The following is a 15024-nucleotide window of genomic DNA, read 5'->3' on the forward strand; positions in this document are numbered from 1 at the left end:
TCGCCGTCGGCCGCGTCGCGGAGCAGCTCCGCCGGATCGCGCAAGTCGCTCATGCGGCCTCCTTTCGTCCCGCACGGGGAGGTCATCCTGCCTCACCGTGATTGGCCGAGGACTGAGCGTAAACTCTACAGACTCGTGGGTACGAGAACTCCCAGATCGGGAATTTGCCGGGACTGCCGGGGGTCGAGCAGTCGTTCGACGGCTTCCTTGGCCGGTTCGCGCCGGGCGGCGTCGGCCACGGCCCCCGACACCAGCGCGGTGGCGAACGACGTGCCGCTCCAGGCCGCGTAGCCGGTGAACTCGCCGGTGTCCAGGAAACTGCTGGTCAGCCAGTCGCCGCGGGCGCAGGCGTCGACCCAGGTGCCGTACCCGGAGAAGGGCGCGCGGCGCTCCTGGGCGGCGTCGAGGGCCGCCACGCCCACCGCGCACGGCAGGGCGGCGGGCCAGAACGGCCGGTCGGAGGCGGTGTTGCCGGCGCAGGCCACCGTCACCGTGTCCTTCAGCGCGCCGATGGCGTCGGCCAGCAGGGGCGGCGGCCGGTCGTCGAAGGAGTGGCAGCCGAAGGAGAGGTTGAGCACCTGGGGCGGGTCCTCGCGCATGCGGTGGAGGGTGCGCACCACGGTCGCCTCGTCGCCCAGGCCGTCGCCGTCGAGCACCCGGCGGACCCGCAGCCTGGCGCCCGGTGCCCGGCGGGCCAGCAGGCCGGCGACGAACGTGCCGTGCCCGGCCTGCGCCCCCTGGGCCGCGTCGGCGCTCTCCGGGCCGAGCCTGGTGTACCAGTCGCTGCCCGACCACCACGGGTGCTTGGCCACGCCGGTGTCGAGCAGGGCCACGACCACGTCCGAACGCGACCTGGCCGGCCTGAAGGATACGGGCGGCGTGGGGAACGGCCGGGACGCCGGTCCGCCGAAGAACAACGGCTGGCCGGTGAGCACGTGGTTGGGTGAGGCCCGGAAGCCCCGGTCACGAAGCTCGGCGGTGATCTCGCACGGGTCCACCCCGGCCGACAGATGCAGGACGGTGACCCCGTCGGCCTCGGAGACCGCCTGCGTCCAGCGTGCGGCGGCCGACACCGCGCCCCGGTCGACCAGCACCTGACCTGGCCGGATGAACGCCTCGCCGACAGATTGCATGTCCATGAGCCGGTTGTTTCCCCGCCCGCCACAACTGTCACGTGACACGCCCGCACCAACTTGGTATGGCCCCCCTCTGGTGTCCGATGGCGACCGACGGTAGTCTTCCCCTAGTCACTTGTGATCATCCCGGGGCGAGGCCGTTGGGGAAGGCGCACCTCGTACCGAAACGGGAGGTCCGGTGTCTGCTCGTGGCGTGCTTTACGTCCACTCGGCTCAGCCCGCGCTGTGCCCTCACATCGAATGGGCAGTCGCGGGTGTCCTCGGCGTGCCCGTTGATCTGACGTGGACACCGCAACCAGCCGCGCCGAACGTCGTGCGCGCGCAGGCGGAGTGGGAGGGCCGCGCCGGCATCGCGGCGGCCATCGCCTCTTCCCTCATGGGCTGGCAGCGCCTGAGATTCGAGATCACCGAGGATCCCTCGCCCGGCGTCGACGGCTCCAGACACGCCTACACGCCGACGCTCGGCGCCTTCACGGCGGTCATCGGCGCGGCCGGGGACATCATGATCCCCGAAGACCGCCTGCGTGCCGCCATGATGATGGCCGCCCAGGGCCGGTGCGTGCTGGAGGACGAGCTCGACAAGCTGCTCGGCCGGCCGTGGGACGAAGAGCTGGAGCCGTTCAGGTACGCCGGCGACGGCGCTCCCGTCCGCTGGCTGCACGCCGCCGTCTGACCCGTCCCGCCTCCCGCCGAGCGCCTGCCGGGGGCGGCCCGCGGCAAGCACGTCATGCCCTGGACCCGTCCGGCTTCCCGAACAACGGAAAGGCCCCGCACCGGGTCGCGGTGCGGGGCCTTTCGCGTAGATCTGACCTCTACAGCGGGATGTTGCCGTGGGCGCCCCTGGCCGGGGTGGCCTGGGCGAGCACCTTGGCGATGGCGCCGCGCGTCTCGGCGGGCTTGATCACCTCGTCGATGACGCCCAGCTCCTGGGCGCGGGCCAGGCCGCCGGCGAGCTGCTCGTGCTCCTCGGCGAGCCGCTGCTCCAGCGCAGGCCGCTCCTCCTCGGACGCGGCGGCGAGCTCGCGCCGCTTGAGCACGCGCACCGCCGCCACCGCCCCCATGACCGCCACCTGGGTGGTCGGCCAGGCGAACACCTTGGTGGCGCCCAGCGCCCGCGAGTTCATCGCGATGTACGCCCCGCCGTACGCCTTGCGCGTGACCACGGTGACCCGGGGCACCGACGCCTCGGCGAAGGCGTGCAGCAGCTTGGCGCCGCGCCGCACCACGCCGTCGTGCTCCTGCCCGACGCCCGGCAGGTAACCCGGTACGTCCACGAGGACAACCAACGGCACTCCGAAGGCGTCACACATACGTACGAAGCGAGCGGCTTTCTCGGCGGACGTGGCGTCGAGGCAGCCGCCCAGCCGCAACGGGTTGTTGGCGACGACGCCGACCGTCCGGCCGCCGAGACGGCCCAGGGACGTGACGACGTTGGGCGCCCATTTGGCGTGCAGTTCGACCCCGGCCTCGTCGAGCAGGCCGTTGACCAGCGGCTTGACGTCGTAGGCCCGGCGCGCGGACTCAGGCAGCAGCGAGGAGAAGTCGACCTCCTCGACCGCGCCGGGCCGCACCCGGCCCTGGTGGCCGAGCAGCGTGGCGAGCCGGCGCGCCTGGAGGTAGGCCTCGGCCTCGGTCCTGGTGACGACGTGCACGACGCCGCTGCGCCTGCTGTGCGGCTCGGGGCCGCCCAGCGCCTCGCTGTCGACGTTCTCGCCGGTGACGCTGCGCACGACGTCGGGGCCGGTCACGAAGATGCGGCCGGTGTCGGCCAGGATCACCAGGTCGGTGAGCGCGGGGCCGTAGGCGGCGCCGCCGGCCGCCGGGCCGACGACCACCGAGATCTGCGGCACGACGCCCGACGCCTTGGTCATGGCCGCGAACACCCGGCCGACGGCGTGCAGCGACTCGACGCCTTCGGCGAGCCGGGCGCCGCCGGAGTGCCAGATGCCGATGACCGGCACCCGCTCGCGGACGGCCACGTCGTAGGCGTGCACGATGTGCTCGCAGCCCTCGCTGCCCATCGCGCCGCCCTGGAAGCGCGCGTCGCTGCAGAAGGCGGCGACGGGCACGCCCTCGATCCTGCCCATGGCGGCCAGGACGCCGCTGTTGTCCTGCGGGGTGATGAGCCGCAGCGAGCCCTCGTCGAGCAGCGCTGCCAGGCGGACGACTGGATCGCGGGGGTCGGCGGGCTCCTGGCCGGAGCCTTCACCCACCACCCGGCTGTCCAGTACGGTCATCAAGCCCCCTTGAAGACGACGGTCACGTTGTGCCCGCCGAACCCGAAGGAGTTGTTGACCGCGGCGATGTCGCCCTGCGGCAGCGAGCGGTTCGCGCCGTGGACGATGTCGACCTCGATGCCGTCGTCGAGGTTGTCGAGGTTGATGGTGGCCGGGACGATCCGCTCCTGCAGCGCCTTGATCGTGAAGACGGACTCGATGCCGCCGGCGCCGCCGAGCAGGTGACCGGTCATGGACTTGGTCGAGGTGACCAGCGGGTGGGTGCCGATGGCCTTGGCCACGGCCTGCACCTCGCCGACGTCGCCCGCCGGGGTGGAGGTGGCGTGCGCGTTGACGTGCTTGACGTCGAGGCCGGTGATCTCGGCGTCGGTCAGCGCCTGCGTCATCGCCATGATGATGCCGCGGCCCTCGGGCTCGGGCTGGGTGATGTGGTGGGCGTCGGCCGAGTAGCCGACGCCGGAGGCGTAGGCGTAGATGCGCGCGCCGCGCGCCTTGGCGTGCTCCTCGGACTCCAGCACCACGATGCCGGCGCCCTCGCCGAGCACGAACCCGTCACGGTCGCGGTCCCACGGCCGGGAGGCGCCCTGCGGGTCGTCGTTGCGGGTGGACATCGCCCGCGCGGCGGCGAAGGCGGCGATGTTGAGGCCGTGGATGGCGGCCTCGGTGCCGCCGGCGACCACCACGTCGGCGCGGCCGAGCCGGATCATGTCCATGGCGTAGCCGATCGCCTCGGCGCCGGAGGCGCAGGCGGAGACGGTGGCGTGCACGCCCGCCTGGGCGCCCAGGTCGATGCCGATCCAGGCGGCCGGGCCGTTGGGCATGAGCATCGGCACGGTGAAGGGCGACAGCCGGTTCCAGCCGCGCTCCTTCCATGTGTCGTAGGCGGTCAGGGTGGTGCTGATGCCGCCGATGCCGCTGGAGACCACGACGCCCAGCCGCTCGGGGGCCACCTCGGGGGCGCCGGCGTCCTGCCAGGCCTCCCTGGCGGCGACCAGGGCGAACTGCTCGCTGCGGTCGAGACGGCGGGACTCGGGGCGGGGCAGCACCTCGGTGGGGTCGACCGCCGCCGTCCCCGCGAACCGCACGGGGACGGAGTCGATCCACTCCGTGGTGAGGGTCTCCACACCCGACTGACCGGCGAGGAGCGCCGTCCAGGTCGAGGTGACGTCTCCACCGACGGGCGTCGTCGCGCCGAGCCCGGTGACGACGACACGTACCCGGTTCGCACTCACGTTTTCGCGCTCCTTACTGGTCAGAACTGCTGGGTGTCAGGCCTGGATGAAGTTGAGGACGTCCTTGACCGTCTTCAGGTTCTTCAGCTGGTCGTCGGGGATCTCGACGCCGAACTCGTCCTGAGCGGCCACGGCGATCTCGACCATGGACAGGGAGTCGATGTCGAGGTCGTCGACGAAGCTCTTCTCGGGGGTCACCTCGCCGGCCGGAATGCCGGTGATCTCGTTGATGATCTTGCCGAGGCCCGCGAGGATCTCCTGCTCGGTGGCAGCCATGTCGCTACTTCTCCTTCATTTTCTGGTTTCTGTACGGCTTCCGCCGTACGAGCTGAGGTACGGCGGGAGCCGTACCGGATCCTACGGAATCTCGATCACTTGGCCCGCATAGGTCAGACCGGCGCCGAAGCCGAGGATGAGCGCGAGGTCGCCTGAGCGGACCTCGCCGCGCTCCAGCATGCGCGAGAGCGCGAGCGGGATGGAGGCCGCCGACGTGTTGCCCGCGGTGACGATGTCACGGCCGATGACGGCCTTGTCGGCACCGAGCTTGCGTGCGATGGCCTCGATGATGCGCAGGTTGGCCTGGTGGGGGACGAACGCCGCCAGCTCCGAGGGGTCGACCCCGGCGCGGGCGCACGCCTCCAGGGCCACCGGGTGCAGCGCGGTGGCCCAGCGGAAGACAGTCTGGCCCTCCTGGGCGAGGAACTTCGTCCGGTCGGCGATGGAGATGGCCTCGGACTTGTCGCCGGCGCTGCCCCAGACGACCGGGCCGATGCCGGGCGTGTCGGTCGGGCCGACCACCGCGGCGCCGGCGCCGTCGGCGAAGATCACGGCCGTGGACCGGTCGGTCCAGTCGACCCACTGCGACAGCTTCTCCGAGCCGACGACCAGCACGTTCCTGGCCGCGCCGCCGCGGACGGCGGCGCTGGCGGTGGCCAGCGCGTAGCAGAAGCCGGCGCAGGCGGCGTTGACGTCGAAGGCGCCCGGGGACTTGATGCCCAGCCGGTGGGCCACGACCGCCGCGGCGTTGGGGATCTGGGTCTCCAGCGTGCAGGTGGCCACGATCACCAGGTCGACCTCGTCGGGGGTCAGGCCGCTGGCGGCCAGCGCCTTGCCGCCGGCCTGGACCGCCATGTCCTCGACGGACTCGGTGGCCGAGGCGACCCGGCGCTCCTTGATCCCGACGCGGGACTGGATCCACTCGTCGTTGGTGTCCATGGTCTTGGCCAGGTCGTCGTTGGTGACGACGTTGTCCGGCTGGTAATGGCCGAGGGCCAGAATCCGGGCGCCGGGGGCGATGTCGGGGATCCTCACTTGATCAGCTCCCTGGCCGCGTCGAGGTCGTCGGGTGTCTTCAGCGCCACGGTCTCGACGCCGCGCAGGCCGCGCTTGGCGAGCCCCGTCAGCGTGCCGCCGGGCAGCAGCTCGATCATCTTGGTCACGCCCAGCTCGGCCATCGTCGCCATGCACAGGTCCCAGCGGACGGGGCTGCTGATCTGCGAGATGAGCCGCTGGACGAACTCGGCGCCGCCGGCGGCGGGCCGGCCGTCGGCGTTGGACAGCAGCGTGACCTGCGGGTCGCCGGGCACGACGTTCCAGGCCGCCTCGCGCAGGGCGTCGACGGCGGGGGCCATGTGCTCGGTGTGGAACGCGCCGGCCACCTTGAGCGGGATGAGCCTGGCACGGGCGGGCGCGTCGTCCTTGAAGGCGGCGAGCTGCTCCAGCGTGCCGCCCGCCACGATCTGGCCCGCGCCGTTGATGTTGGCCGGGGTCAGCCCGTGACGCTCGATCGCGGCCAGCACGTCGGCCTCCACGCCGCCGAGCACGGCGGTCATGCCGGTCCCGGTGACGGCGGCGGCCTTGGCCATGGCCTGGGCGCGCTCGCGGACCAGGCCCAGGGCCTGCTCGGAGGTGAGCACCCCGGCCAGCGCGGCCGCGGCGAACTCGCCCACGCTGTGGCCGGCCAGCACGTCGGGGGAGGCCCCCAGCGCCTCGGCGGCGGCCAGCGCGGCGGCCACCAGCAGCGGCTGGGCCACGGCGGTGTCGCGGATCTCGTCGGCGTCGGCGGTGGTGCCGTAGGCCACCAGGTCGATCCCGGCGACCTCCGACCAGGCGCCGAGTCTGTCGGCCAGACCGGGCAACTCAAGCCAGGGGGTCAGGAAGCCTGGGGTTTGGGCGCCTTGGCCCGGAGCGACGAGTACAAGCACAAAAACCACCATGCCCTGTAGAACTTCGACACGCGGATGGAGATCCGTACGAACTTTGTCCCGGGTGCTTTGTAGGAACCCTACAGTGAAGATTTCGGGAATGTTACGTTAGGGCCCGCCATGCCGCGGCGCCTTCGGAAAGCCGGCCCAGGATGAGACCGACCTGCAGCGTGAAGGCCGACCTGCCCTCGGTGGGCTGGTAGCCCGTGAGCTCGGTGATCTTCTTCAGACGGTAGCGGACCGTGTTCGGGTGCACGAACAGCAGCCGCGCCGTCGCCTCCAGGGAGGTGCCCTGTTCGAGGTAGGTGGCCAGCGTATCGAGCAGGGGTGTGCCGGCCAACGGCAGGTAGACGTTCTCGATGAGCTGCTCCCTGGCGTCGGCGTCGCCGTCGAGGGCGCGTTCGGCCAGCAGGTCCTCGGCGTGCACCGGCCTGGGGGCGTCCGGCCAGCCCGCGGACGCCTTCAGCCCGGCCAGCGCGGCCCGCGCCGACCGCGCGGCGGCGTGCAGGTCGGGAACCTCGGGACCGATGACGATCGGGCCCACGCCGAAGCGCGCCACGACCTGCCGGGCCGCGTCGTGGACGCTGTCGGCGCCGCCCACGATCACGATCAGCCGGTCGGCCTGCACGCCGGCCAGCAGGTCCATGCCGATGCGGCGGCCCTTGTCGCGCAGGCCGTCGATGACCGCGCGCGGGTCGTCGTCGGGGGCGTGCCCGGCGATCACGACGACGGGGGAGGAGGTCCAGCCGAGAGCGGCGGCCCAGGAGTGGAGGCCGTCGTCGACCTCGCCGCGCACCAGCGCGTCGACGATCAGCGCCTCCAGCCTGGCGTCCCAGGAGCCGCGGGCCTCCGCCTCGCGGGCGTAGACGTGCGCGGCGGCGAAGGCCACGTCGCGGGTGTAGCGCAGCATGGCCTGCTGGAGCTGGTCCTCGCCGCCCGGCGCGGCCAGCTCGTCGGTCTGGGCCTCGACCACCTCGACCACGATACGGACGATGTCGACCGTCTGCTGGAGCGAGATCGAGCGCTTGAGCTCGCGCGGGGCCGTGCCGAAGAACTCGATGCTGGGCGTCGGCCGGTTCTCGCCGGCGTGCTGGAACCACTCCACGAACGCGGCGATGCCGGCCTGGGCCACCAGGCCCACCCACGAGCGGTCCTCGGCGCTGAGCGCCCGGAACCAGGGGAGCTGGTCGTCCATGCGGGCCATCGCCGCCGTGCCGAGCGCGCCCATGGCGCGCTCGAGCCTTCGCGTGGTGTCCTCCCGGGTCCGGTCTGTCACGCCTCCTAGAGTGCCAGGTCGGTTCCGATGACCGGAACGGTGGTGTTTCAGATGACCGCAACCGCCGTGATCAGGCCGATCGCCACGTGGGTGACCGCCAGCAGGCGCGCGCCGGGCTGCAGCTCCGGCTCCTTCACCAGCTCGCGTACGGAGATCCCGACGACCTTGTCGAACACCAGCATCGCCACCGTCTGCACCACGATGCCGACCAGCCCGAACACGGCCGTGCCCGCGAGCCCCTCGGCCAGCCGGCCGCCGGAGGACCAGATGGACGCGGCCACGATGAGCCCGATCGCCGCCAGCGCGGACGTCGTGAGCAGCGTCGCGTTCGCGTTGCGCTGGGTGCGGATGATCTCGCTCAGCTTGCCGGGCGTGGCCCAGTCGATCACGTAGAAGCCGACGATCAGCAGGATCACGCCGACGGCCGCGTACGCGGCGATCGCGCCGGCGCCGCGGGCCAGGACTTCGAGAAGGGTCACGTCATTTCCAATCACGGGGGTGCTTCAGTTCGCGATGCGATGAGGGACGAAGGAGGAGGTGTCGTCGGTGATCAGGCCGGTGGTCTCCCTGATGCCGAGCCCGGCGGCCTCGTCGGCGACCATCCAGGCGCCGAGGACCGGCCGCTGGCCCTCGAACGCCGGCAGGGCCTCGAACCCCTGGAAGACGTAGCCTTCCCGGCCGTAACGGCCCGGGGTCTCCTGGGTGCCCTCGGGGGTGACGATGCGCATCGAGGCGCCTTCCCTGCCCAGCAGCGGCTTGGCGATGTAGGAGGTCAGCTCGCGCGGCCCGTCGAGGTAGGCGGGCAGCAGGTTGGGATGGCCGGGGTAGAGCTCCCACAACACGGCGAGCAGCGCCTTGTTCGACAGCAGCGCCTTCCACAGCGGCTCGATCCAGGTGGAGTGGCGCACCGCGTGCCGGCCGAAGTCGTCGGCGAGCATCCACTCCCAGGGGTAGAGCTTGAACGCCGAGCGGATCATCTCCTCCCCGGCGTCGACGAAACGGCGGTTGAGCTCGTCCCAGCCGATGTCCTCCACGGCGACGGCGACCGTCCGCCGGCCCGCCTGCTCGGCGGTCTCCTGCAGGTAGGCGACCGTCATGGCCTCCTCGCCCGTCTCGTCGGCGTTGGTGAAGGCGAAGTGCGTGGGGCCGGGCGGCAGCGGCAGCTCGCGCCAGCGCTCGATGAGCCGCTCGTGCAGGGAGTTCCACTGGTCGTCGCCGGGGTGGACGTCCTGCAGCCAGAACCACTGGATCACCGACGACTCCACCAGCGACGTCGGCGTGTCGGCGTTGTACTCCAGCAGCCGGGCCGGGCCGGTGCCGTCGTAGCGCAGGTCGAAGCGGCCGTACAGGTGGGGGTCGCGGCGCTCCCAGGAGCGGGCCACGGCGTCCCTGGCCCACTCGGGGACGGCGAAGTCGGCGTAGCGGCCGGTGGAGACGACGTGCTCGACGGCCCGCAGGCACATGCCGTGCAGCTCCTCGACCTGCTCCTCCAGCGACTCCACCTCCTCCAGGGACAGGACGTAGTGGACCGACTCGTCCCAGTAGGGCCTGCTCAGGCCCTCGGGGTGGGCCACCCGGTGGTAGGCCAGGCCCTGGCTCTCGATCGTCTTCTCCCAGCCGGGACGGGCGATGCCATGCTCGCGGCGCACGTCAGCTCCCGCCGCCCCAGCTGTTGCCGAAGCCGCCGCGCTGGATCGACTTGCCGCTGCGGCTGGAGATGTTCACGTCGGAGGGCCGGTACGTGGTGCCGCCCTGCATGCGGTTGCCGACCCGGCGGCCGCCGTAGTACCACATGTACGCGCCGCGCGAACCGGCGTAGTAGTGGGACCCGCCGCCGCTGCCGCCGTCGTCGTCGCAGTAGTCGTCGTCGACGACCTCGTACGTGCCGTCCTCCAGCTGCACCACGCAGTCGGCGGTGACGTCGTCGTCGTCCTGGGTCGCCGCGCAGTAGCCCACCAGCATCACCGACAGGACCCCGAGAATGGTCAGTGGGACGGCCTTGGACGACTTGCGTGGGGGTGGGGGAGCCGGCATGCGCGGCGGTTGTGCCATGTGGTTCCTGCTTTCCTGGGCGAATCAGCCTATCGGTGCGCTTCGCCCCTGTTCAATGCCGGTCGTCGTCCGCTCGGGTATGAATGACTCATGGAACCGGTCCAGGCCCTGCGCGAGATCGCCTTCCTGCTCGAACGCGCAGGTGAGCCCACCTATCGGGTCCGCGCGTTCCGTCGCGCGGCCGCGGTCGTGGACGACCTGCCGGAAGGGGAGCTCGCGCGGCTGGCCGGAGCCGGCGGGCTGGGCGACCTCCCCGGCATCGGCAAGGTCACCGCCCTCGTGATCAACGAAGCGCTCGACGGTCAGGTTCCGACGTATTTGCGTAGGTTGCGGGCCACCGAGGGCGTCGAGCTGGACGCCGAGACCGCGGCCCTGCGCGAGGCGCTGAAGGGCGACCTGCACAGCCACTCCGACTGGTCCGACGGCGGCTCGCCGATCGAGGAGATGGCCGAGGCCGCCAGGGGGCTCGGGCACGAGTACTGGGCGCTGACCGACCACTCGCCGCGCCTGACCGTGGCCAAGGGACTGTCGGCCGAGCGGCTGGAGCGGCAGCTCGACGTGGTGGCCGGGCTCAACGAGCGGCTGGCGCCCTTCCGGATCCTGACCGGCATCGAGGTCGACGTCCACCTCGACGGCTCGCTCGACCAGGACCCGGCGCTGCTCGGACGGCTCGACGTGGTCGTGGCCAGCGTCCACTCCAAGCTGCGCATGGACCGTGAGGAGATGACCCGCCGCATGGTCACCGCCGTCGCGAACCCCCTGGTCGACGTCCTCGGCCACTGCACGGGGCGGGTCGTGCGGGCGGGCGGCGAGCGCGGGGTCAAGAGGCCGGAGTCGGAGTTCGACGCCGAGCTGGTCTTCGAGGCGTGCCGGCGGTTCGGGGTCGCCGTGGAGATCAACTCCAGGCCCGACCGGCTCGACCCGCCCAAGCGGCTCATGCGGCTGGCGTACGAGACGGGGTGCGTGTTCTCGATCGACTCCGACGCGCACGCGCCTGGGCAGCTCGACTGGCAGCGCTTCGGCTGCGAGCGGGCGGCCCGGTGCGGGATCGAGGCCGCGCGGATCGTCAACACCTGGCCCCTGGACCGGCTGCTGGAGTGGACGGCGGGGTGAGCCCTGGGTGGCGGTGGAGCCAGGTCGTTGTCGCGGGGGCCGCGCGGGGCCGGTGATTGTCGGTGGCGGCGCGTAGCGTTCCGGCTGTGAACCGTACCGACCGGCTCTATGCGCTCGTCGAGGACCTGCGCGCCATCGCGCCACGCTGCCGCTCCGCCCGTGAGCTCGCCGAGCGGTTCGAGGTCAGCGTGCGCACCATCGAGCGCGACATCACCGCGTTGCAGGGGTCCGGGGTGCCGATCTACGCCGAGCCCGGTCGCAGGGGCGGCTACGCACTCGACAAGAAGATGTCGCTGCCCCCGCTCAACTTCACCCCGGCCGAGGCGGTGGCCATCGCGGTGGCCCTCAGCCAGGCCGGCGACCAGCCGTTCGGCCGCCAGGCCCGCAGCGCGTTACGCAAGGTGGTCTCGGCCATGCCGGGGCCCGAGGGCGATCTGGCCAGGGAGCTGGCGCGGCGGGTGCAGCTCGTCAGCGAGCCGCCCGAGCCCGGCTCCCCGAGCCGGCCGCTCGGCGCCGAGGGCATCTCCAGGGCCATCGAGGAGGCGCTGCTGCGGCGGCGCGTGCTCAGGCTCGACTACGCCGACGCCAAGGGCGCGCTCACCTCGCGCGACGTCGAGCCGGGGGTGTTCCTGGGCGGGCGCGGCGGTTTCTGGTACCTCGTGGCGTGGTGCCGGTTGCGGGAGGACGTCCGCGTCTTCCGGCTCGACCGCATCGCCGCGGCCGTCGTCACCGTCGAGCGCTGCCCCGAACGGCCGCTCGAAGGGTTCGCCCCCGACGTCCCGGAGATGGTGGTCCGCGGAACCATGCTCGATTAATCATGCGAAAACACCGACATAGGGTTGTCGCCATAGCGATACATCGTTGTCTTGTTCGAAAGACGAGGAGACGATGATGGACAACACGGTGACCTGGTTCGAGATCGCGACCGACGACCCCGAAGGCGCCGAACGTTTCTACGGCGAGCTGTTCGGCTGGTCGTTCAGCCGCGACGACGACGGCCCGCTCGACTACCGCATGATCGGCTACCCGGGCGGCGAGCGGCCCGGCGGCGGGCTGTTCAACAACAAGGGCGACTTCCCCGCCCACGCGGTGTTCCACGTGCAGGTCGCCGACGTCGAGGCCGCGTGCGCCAAGAGCGAGGCGCTCGGCGGCAAGGTCGAGATGAAGGTGATCGACGACGGCGCCGGCACCGACTTCGCCTATCTGCGAGACGTGTCGGGGAGCCTGTTCGGAGTCTTCCACCGCAGGTGAGCCCTTCGGCGGCGGACGCCGCCGGAGCTCGCGGGACCTCGCCGTGATCGCGCCTCCGGGGAAGCACCTTCCCCGCCGAACCGGGGCCGCGCGACGCGGGCCGTCCCGCCTGAGAGCGGTTCACCCGCCCTGGACACGCCGCCGATCGCCGAGCGGCGGCGCGTCCAGGGCCCCTTCCCCCGGCAGGGGGTTCGCGTCAGAAGCGTCAGAAGGCGGCGGCCGCCAGCCAGCGGGTCAGCAGGTCGTGGTCGCCGAAGACGGCCGGCGACCGCGGGGGCCGCCGACCGTAGAGCACCAGGAGCAGCTCGCTCGCCGGGCCGCGTACGGCGGCGTCGCCCTTGGTGTGGCCGCGTTCGCAGCTGACCGCCCCGTCGGCGCCCTGCGTGATGGTCCACTCGCCGTCGAGGTCGCTCGCGTGGAGGTGGATCGTGGCCCCTTCCGCGTCGAGCCCGGCCAGCGACCCGGTCACCCAGGTCGCGTACGGCAGGTTGTGCAGGAACTCCTCGACGCCGTCCACGGCGGTCGCCGCCGGGATCTCCGGGTCGAGGCCGAGTGCGAGTTCGGCGTCGGCCCGATGGATCACCAGCTCGAAGAGCATCCTGGGCGCCCACCATCCGGCCCGCCGGTCCGGGCCCCACGTCCACACCGCGAGGTCCGGGTCGGTGGCGCGCAGCACGTCCAGGAGGGCGGCGGCGCCCTCCATGAGCCAGGCGGCGTCGCCGTGCGCGCCCTCGGCCAGGCCGCTGGGCACCTCGCGCGACCAGACGCGCTCCTGGACCCGGTTGCGCAGCACGTACGTCGCCCAGCGATGGGTCCGGCCGACATGCGTGACGAGATCGCCGATCGTCCATCCCGGGCACGTCGGCACCGGGACGGACAGATCGCTCGCCAGCGCCGCCAGCCGCGCGGCTTCGCCCTCGATCCGGGCGATGAAGGTGTCGTTGTCGGTCACCCGTCACACACTAGGCCGCCGGGCAGGTCGCGCCCTTGGCGGGCAGCTTGCCCTCCACCAGGTACGCGTCCACCAGCCCCTGCACGCACTTGCTGCCCGACAGGTACGCCCCGTGCCCCTCGCCCTCGTACGTCACCAGCCGCGCGGTCCTGAGCTGGGCCGTCAGCCGCGGCGCCCACTGGTACGGCGTGGCGGGGTCGCCCTTGCCGCCCACGACCAGGATCGGCGCCGACCCGGTGGCGTTGACGTGCCGCGCCTCGTTGCTGCCCTTGGCCGGCCACACCCGGCACAGGCCGCCCGAGCCCTCGCTGCCGAACAGCGGCGAGATCCGCAGCGCCGCCGCCTCGGTGCGCCGCAGCTCGGCCTCGCTGGGCCGTTCGGCGGTGTCCACGCAGGTGATGGCCGGGAAGCTGGTCATCTGCGTGGAGTAGGTGCCGTCCTCCGAACGTCCGGTGTAGGAGTCGGCCAGGTACATCAGCGCCTCGCCGTGGCCCTTCAGCGCCTCCCCGAGCGCCTTCTCCAGGAACGGCCAGGTCAGCTCGGAGTACAGGGCGGCGGCCACGCCGGTGGAGGCCAGGCCCTGGGTGAGCTGGCGGCCGTCCACCTTCAGCGGCTTGGTGGTGAGCTGGTTCATCAGGTTCTCGACGTTGGCGTTCGCGGCGGTCACGTCCTTGCCGACCTCGCAGCCGCCCTTGACGCAGCTGCGCAGGAAGCTCTCGTACGCCTGCTGGAAGCCGCGGGTCTGGGTCAGCGTGCGCTGCTCGAAGGTGACTGTCGGGTCGAGCGGCGCGTCGAGCAGCATCCGGCCCACGTTCTTGGGGAACTGGGTGGCGTAGACGGCGCCGAGCTGGGTGCCGTACGACATGCCGACGTAGTTGAGCTTGGGGTCGCCGACGGCGGCGCGGATGCGGTCCATGTCACGGGCGGCGTTGACGGTGCCGACGTAGGGGAGGACCTTGCCGGAGTGCTGCTGGCAGAGCTGGGCGAACTCCTTGTTGGCGTCCAGGCTCTCCTGGTGGGTCTGCGCGTTGACCGGCAGCGTGTCCAGGGAGACGAACCGGTCCATCTGCGCGCTGTCGCCGCAGCGCACGCCCGCGCTGCGCTCGACGCCGCGCGGGTCGAAGCTGACCAGGTCGTAGTGGGCGCGCAGGGTGGTGAGCACCTTGGCGGCCTGGTCGAGGGTGTCCACGCCGGAGGCACCCGGCCCGCCGAAGTTGAACACCATCGAGCCGAGCCGCTTCTTCGGATCGGTGGCCGACAGCTTGATGAGCGCCAGCTCCAGCTTGTCGCCGTCGGGGCGGGAGTAGTCGAGGGGCACCGCCAGCTTCCCGCAGCGCACCGAGGCGTCCTGCTGTGCCGGTGGCTCGCCGTCCGGGCGCTTGATGTCGGTGCACGGCCCCCACGCGATCTTGTCGGTGTCGGCGGCGGGTCCGTCGGTGGCGGGCTCTGCGGGTGCACTCGCGCAGCCCGCGGCCGTTACGAGCAGGGCGGCGGCTAGGACGCGTCGCATACGAACATTCCCCTTCGTGTCTTCGGGGGAAGCAGTGCCCACGATACGGGACCTCGCGTCG

At 72.0% G+C, this 15024-nt stretch carries 16 protein-coding genes; 4 read left to right on the plus strand and 12 right to left on the minus strand.

Annotation, left to right across the window (positions count from 1 at the left end):
* Nucleotides 1-125: 125 nt before the first annotated feature.
* Entirely contained in the window at nucleotides 126-1139 is a 1014-nt protein-coding gene (locus ACWCSD_RS14125; RefSeq protein ID WP_449915053.1) for a S8 family peptidase, read from the minus strand.
* Nucleotides 1140-1314: 175 nt separating this feature from the next.
* Here ACWCSD_RS14125 and ACWCSD_RS14130 point away from each other — a divergent pair, with 175 nt between their 5' ends.
* Nucleotides 1315-1809, plus strand: a complete 495-nt coding sequence (locus tag ACWCSD_RS14130) for a DUF3145 domain-containing protein (protein WP_352323642.1) — start codon at nucleotides 1315-1317, stop codon at nucleotides 1807-1809.
* A 139-nt stretch (nucleotides 1810-1948) separates the two neighbouring features.
* Here the strand turns inward: ACWCSD_RS14130 and ACWCSD_RS14135 are convergent, their stop codons facing one another.
* From ACWCSD_RS14135 to ACWCSD_RS14175, 9 genes are all read right to left on the minus strand, one after another.
* Nucleotides 1949-3373, minus strand: a complete 1425-nt coding sequence (locus ACWCSD_RS14135) for an acyl-CoA carboxylase subunit beta (RefSeq protein ID WP_397163290.1) — start codon at nucleotides 3371-3373, stop codon at nucleotides 1949-1951.
* Nucleotides 3373-4605, minus strand: coding sequence for a beta-ketoacyl-ACP synthase II (gene fabF / locus ACWCSD_RS14140; protein WP_358284293.1), 1233 nt, complete (start codon nucleotides 4603-4605; stop codon nucleotides 3373-3375). Before fabF ends, ACWCSD_RS14135 begins: the two co-directional genes overlap by 1 nt.
* Before the next feature lie 36 nt (nucleotides 4606-4641).
* Entirely contained in the window at nucleotides 4642-4881 is a 240-nt protein-coding gene (locus ACWCSD_RS14145) for an acyl carrier protein (protein ID WP_125639869.1), read from the minus strand.
* A gap of 81 nt (nucleotides 4882-4962) precedes the next feature.
* The gene (locus ACWCSD_RS14150; protein WP_352357688.1) at nucleotides 4963-5916 is read right to left on the minus strand and encodes a beta-ketoacyl-ACP synthase III; all 954 of its coding nucleotides are present in this window, start codon (nucleotides 5914-5916) and stop codon (nucleotides 4963-4965) included.
* A complete protein-coding gene (locus ACWCSD_RS14155) occupies nucleotides 5913-6809 on the minus strand; it encodes an ACP S-malonyltransferase (protein WP_397163292.1) in 897 nt (298 codons plus the stop codon). Before ACWCSD_RS14155 ends, ACWCSD_RS14150 begins: the two co-directional genes overlap by 4 nt.
* A 103-nt stretch (nucleotides 6810-6912) precedes the next feature.
* Nucleotides 6913-8037, minus strand: coding sequence for a PucR family transcriptional regulator (locus tag ACWCSD_RS14160; RefSeq protein ID WP_352358034.1), 1125 nt, complete (start codon nucleotides 8035-8037; stop codon nucleotides 6913-6915).
* A gap of 95 nt (nucleotides 8038-8132) precedes the next feature.
* On the minus strand, nucleotides 8133-8564 hold the full coding sequence (locus ACWCSD_RS14165) for a DUF350 domain-containing protein (RefSeq protein ID WP_352323647.1): 432 nt from the start codon (nucleotides 8562-8564) through the stop codon (nucleotides 8133-8135).
* 24 nt (nucleotides 8565-8588) lie between these two features.
* Nucleotides 8589-9734, minus strand: coding sequence for a glutathionylspermidine synthase family protein (locus tag ACWCSD_RS14170; RefSeq protein ID WP_449915060.1), 1146 nt, complete (start codon nucleotides 9732-9734; stop codon nucleotides 8589-8591).
* 1 nt (nucleotide 9735) lies between these two features.
* Nucleotides 9736-10137, minus strand: coding sequence for a hypothetical protein (locus ACWCSD_RS14175; RefSeq protein ID WP_397163294.1), 402 nt, complete (start codon nucleotides 10135-10137; stop codon nucleotides 9736-9738).
* 90 nt (nucleotides 10138-10227) lie between these two features.
* On the opposite strand from ACWCSD_RS14175, the gene ACWCSD_RS14180 reads away from it, so the two are divergent.
* From ACWCSD_RS14180 to ACWCSD_RS14190, 3 genes are all read left to right on the plus strand, one after another.
* Nucleotides 10228-11250, plus strand: a complete 1023-nt coding sequence (locus ACWCSD_RS14180) for a PHP domain-containing protein (RefSeq protein ID WP_358284304.1) — start codon at nucleotides 10228-10230, stop codon at nucleotides 11248-11250.
* Between the two features lie 86 nt (nucleotides 11251-11336).
* Nucleotides 11337-12065 (plus strand): helix-turn-helix transcriptional regulator, encoded by a 729-nt coding sequence (locus ACWCSD_RS14185; protein WP_352357678.1) that lies wholly within the window; start codon nucleotides 11337-11339, stop codon nucleotides 12063-12065.
* Between the two features lie 73 nt (nucleotides 12066-12138).
* Nucleotides 12139-12501: a VOC family protein gene (locus tag ACWCSD_RS14190; protein WP_358284308.1), complete on the plus strand. Its 363-nt coding sequence runs from the start codon at nucleotides 12139-12141 to the stop codon at nucleotides 12499-12501.
* A 205-nt stretch (nucleotides 12502-12706) separates the two neighbouring features.
* On the opposite strand, the gene ACWCSD_RS14195 is transcribed toward ACWCSD_RS14190, so the two are convergent.
* Complete coding sequence (locus ACWCSD_RS14195) at nucleotides 12707-13453, minus strand: maleylpyruvate isomerase family mycothiol-dependent enzyme (protein ID WP_449915067.1); 747 nt, start codon at nucleotides 13451-13453, stop codon at nucleotides 12707-12709.
* A gap of 10 nt (nucleotides 13454-13463) precedes the next feature.
* Entirely contained in the window at nucleotides 13464-14963 is a 1500-nt protein-coding gene (locus tag ACWCSD_RS14200) for an alpha/beta hydrolase (protein ID WP_397163298.1), read from the minus strand.
* Between the last annotated feature and the right edge of the window lie 61 nt (nucleotides 14964-15024).

It is taken from the genome of Nonomuraea sp. NPDC001684 (assembly GCF_053596515.1).

Coding starts and splice junctions, on each gene's coding strand:
- ACWCSD_RS14145 (WP_125639869.1), bottom strand. CDS start 4,881: ATGGCTGCCACCGAGCAGGAGATCCTCGCGGGCCTCGGCAAGATCATC.
- ACWCSD_RS14135 (WP_397163290.1), bottom strand. CDS start 3,373: ATGACCGTACTGGACAGCCGGGTGGTGGGTGAAGGCTCCGGCCAGGAG.
- ACWCSD_RS14180 (WP_358284304.1), top strand. CDS start 10,228: ATGGAACCGGTCCAGGCCCTGCGCGAGATCGCCTTCCTGCTCGAACGC.
- ACWCSD_RS14125 (WP_449915053.1), bottom strand. CDS start 1,139: ATGGACATGCAATCTGTCGGCGAGGCGTTCATCCGGCCAGGTCAGGTG.
- ACWCSD_RS14160 (WP_352358034.1), bottom strand. CDS start 8,037: ATGGGCGCGCTCGGCACGGCGGCGATGGCCCGCATGGACGACCAGCTC.
- ACWCSD_RS14175 (WP_397163294.1), bottom strand. CDS start 10,137: ATGGCACAACCGCCGCGCATGCCGGCTCCCCCACCCCCACGCAAGTCG.
- ACWCSD_RS14190 (WP_358284308.1), top strand. CDS start 12,139: ATGATGGACAACACGGTGACCTGGTTCGAGATCGCGACCGACGACCCC.
- ACWCSD_RS14200 (WP_397163298.1), bottom strand. CDS start 14,963: ATGCGACGCGTCCTAGCCGCCGCCCTGCTCGTAACGGCCGCGGGCTGC.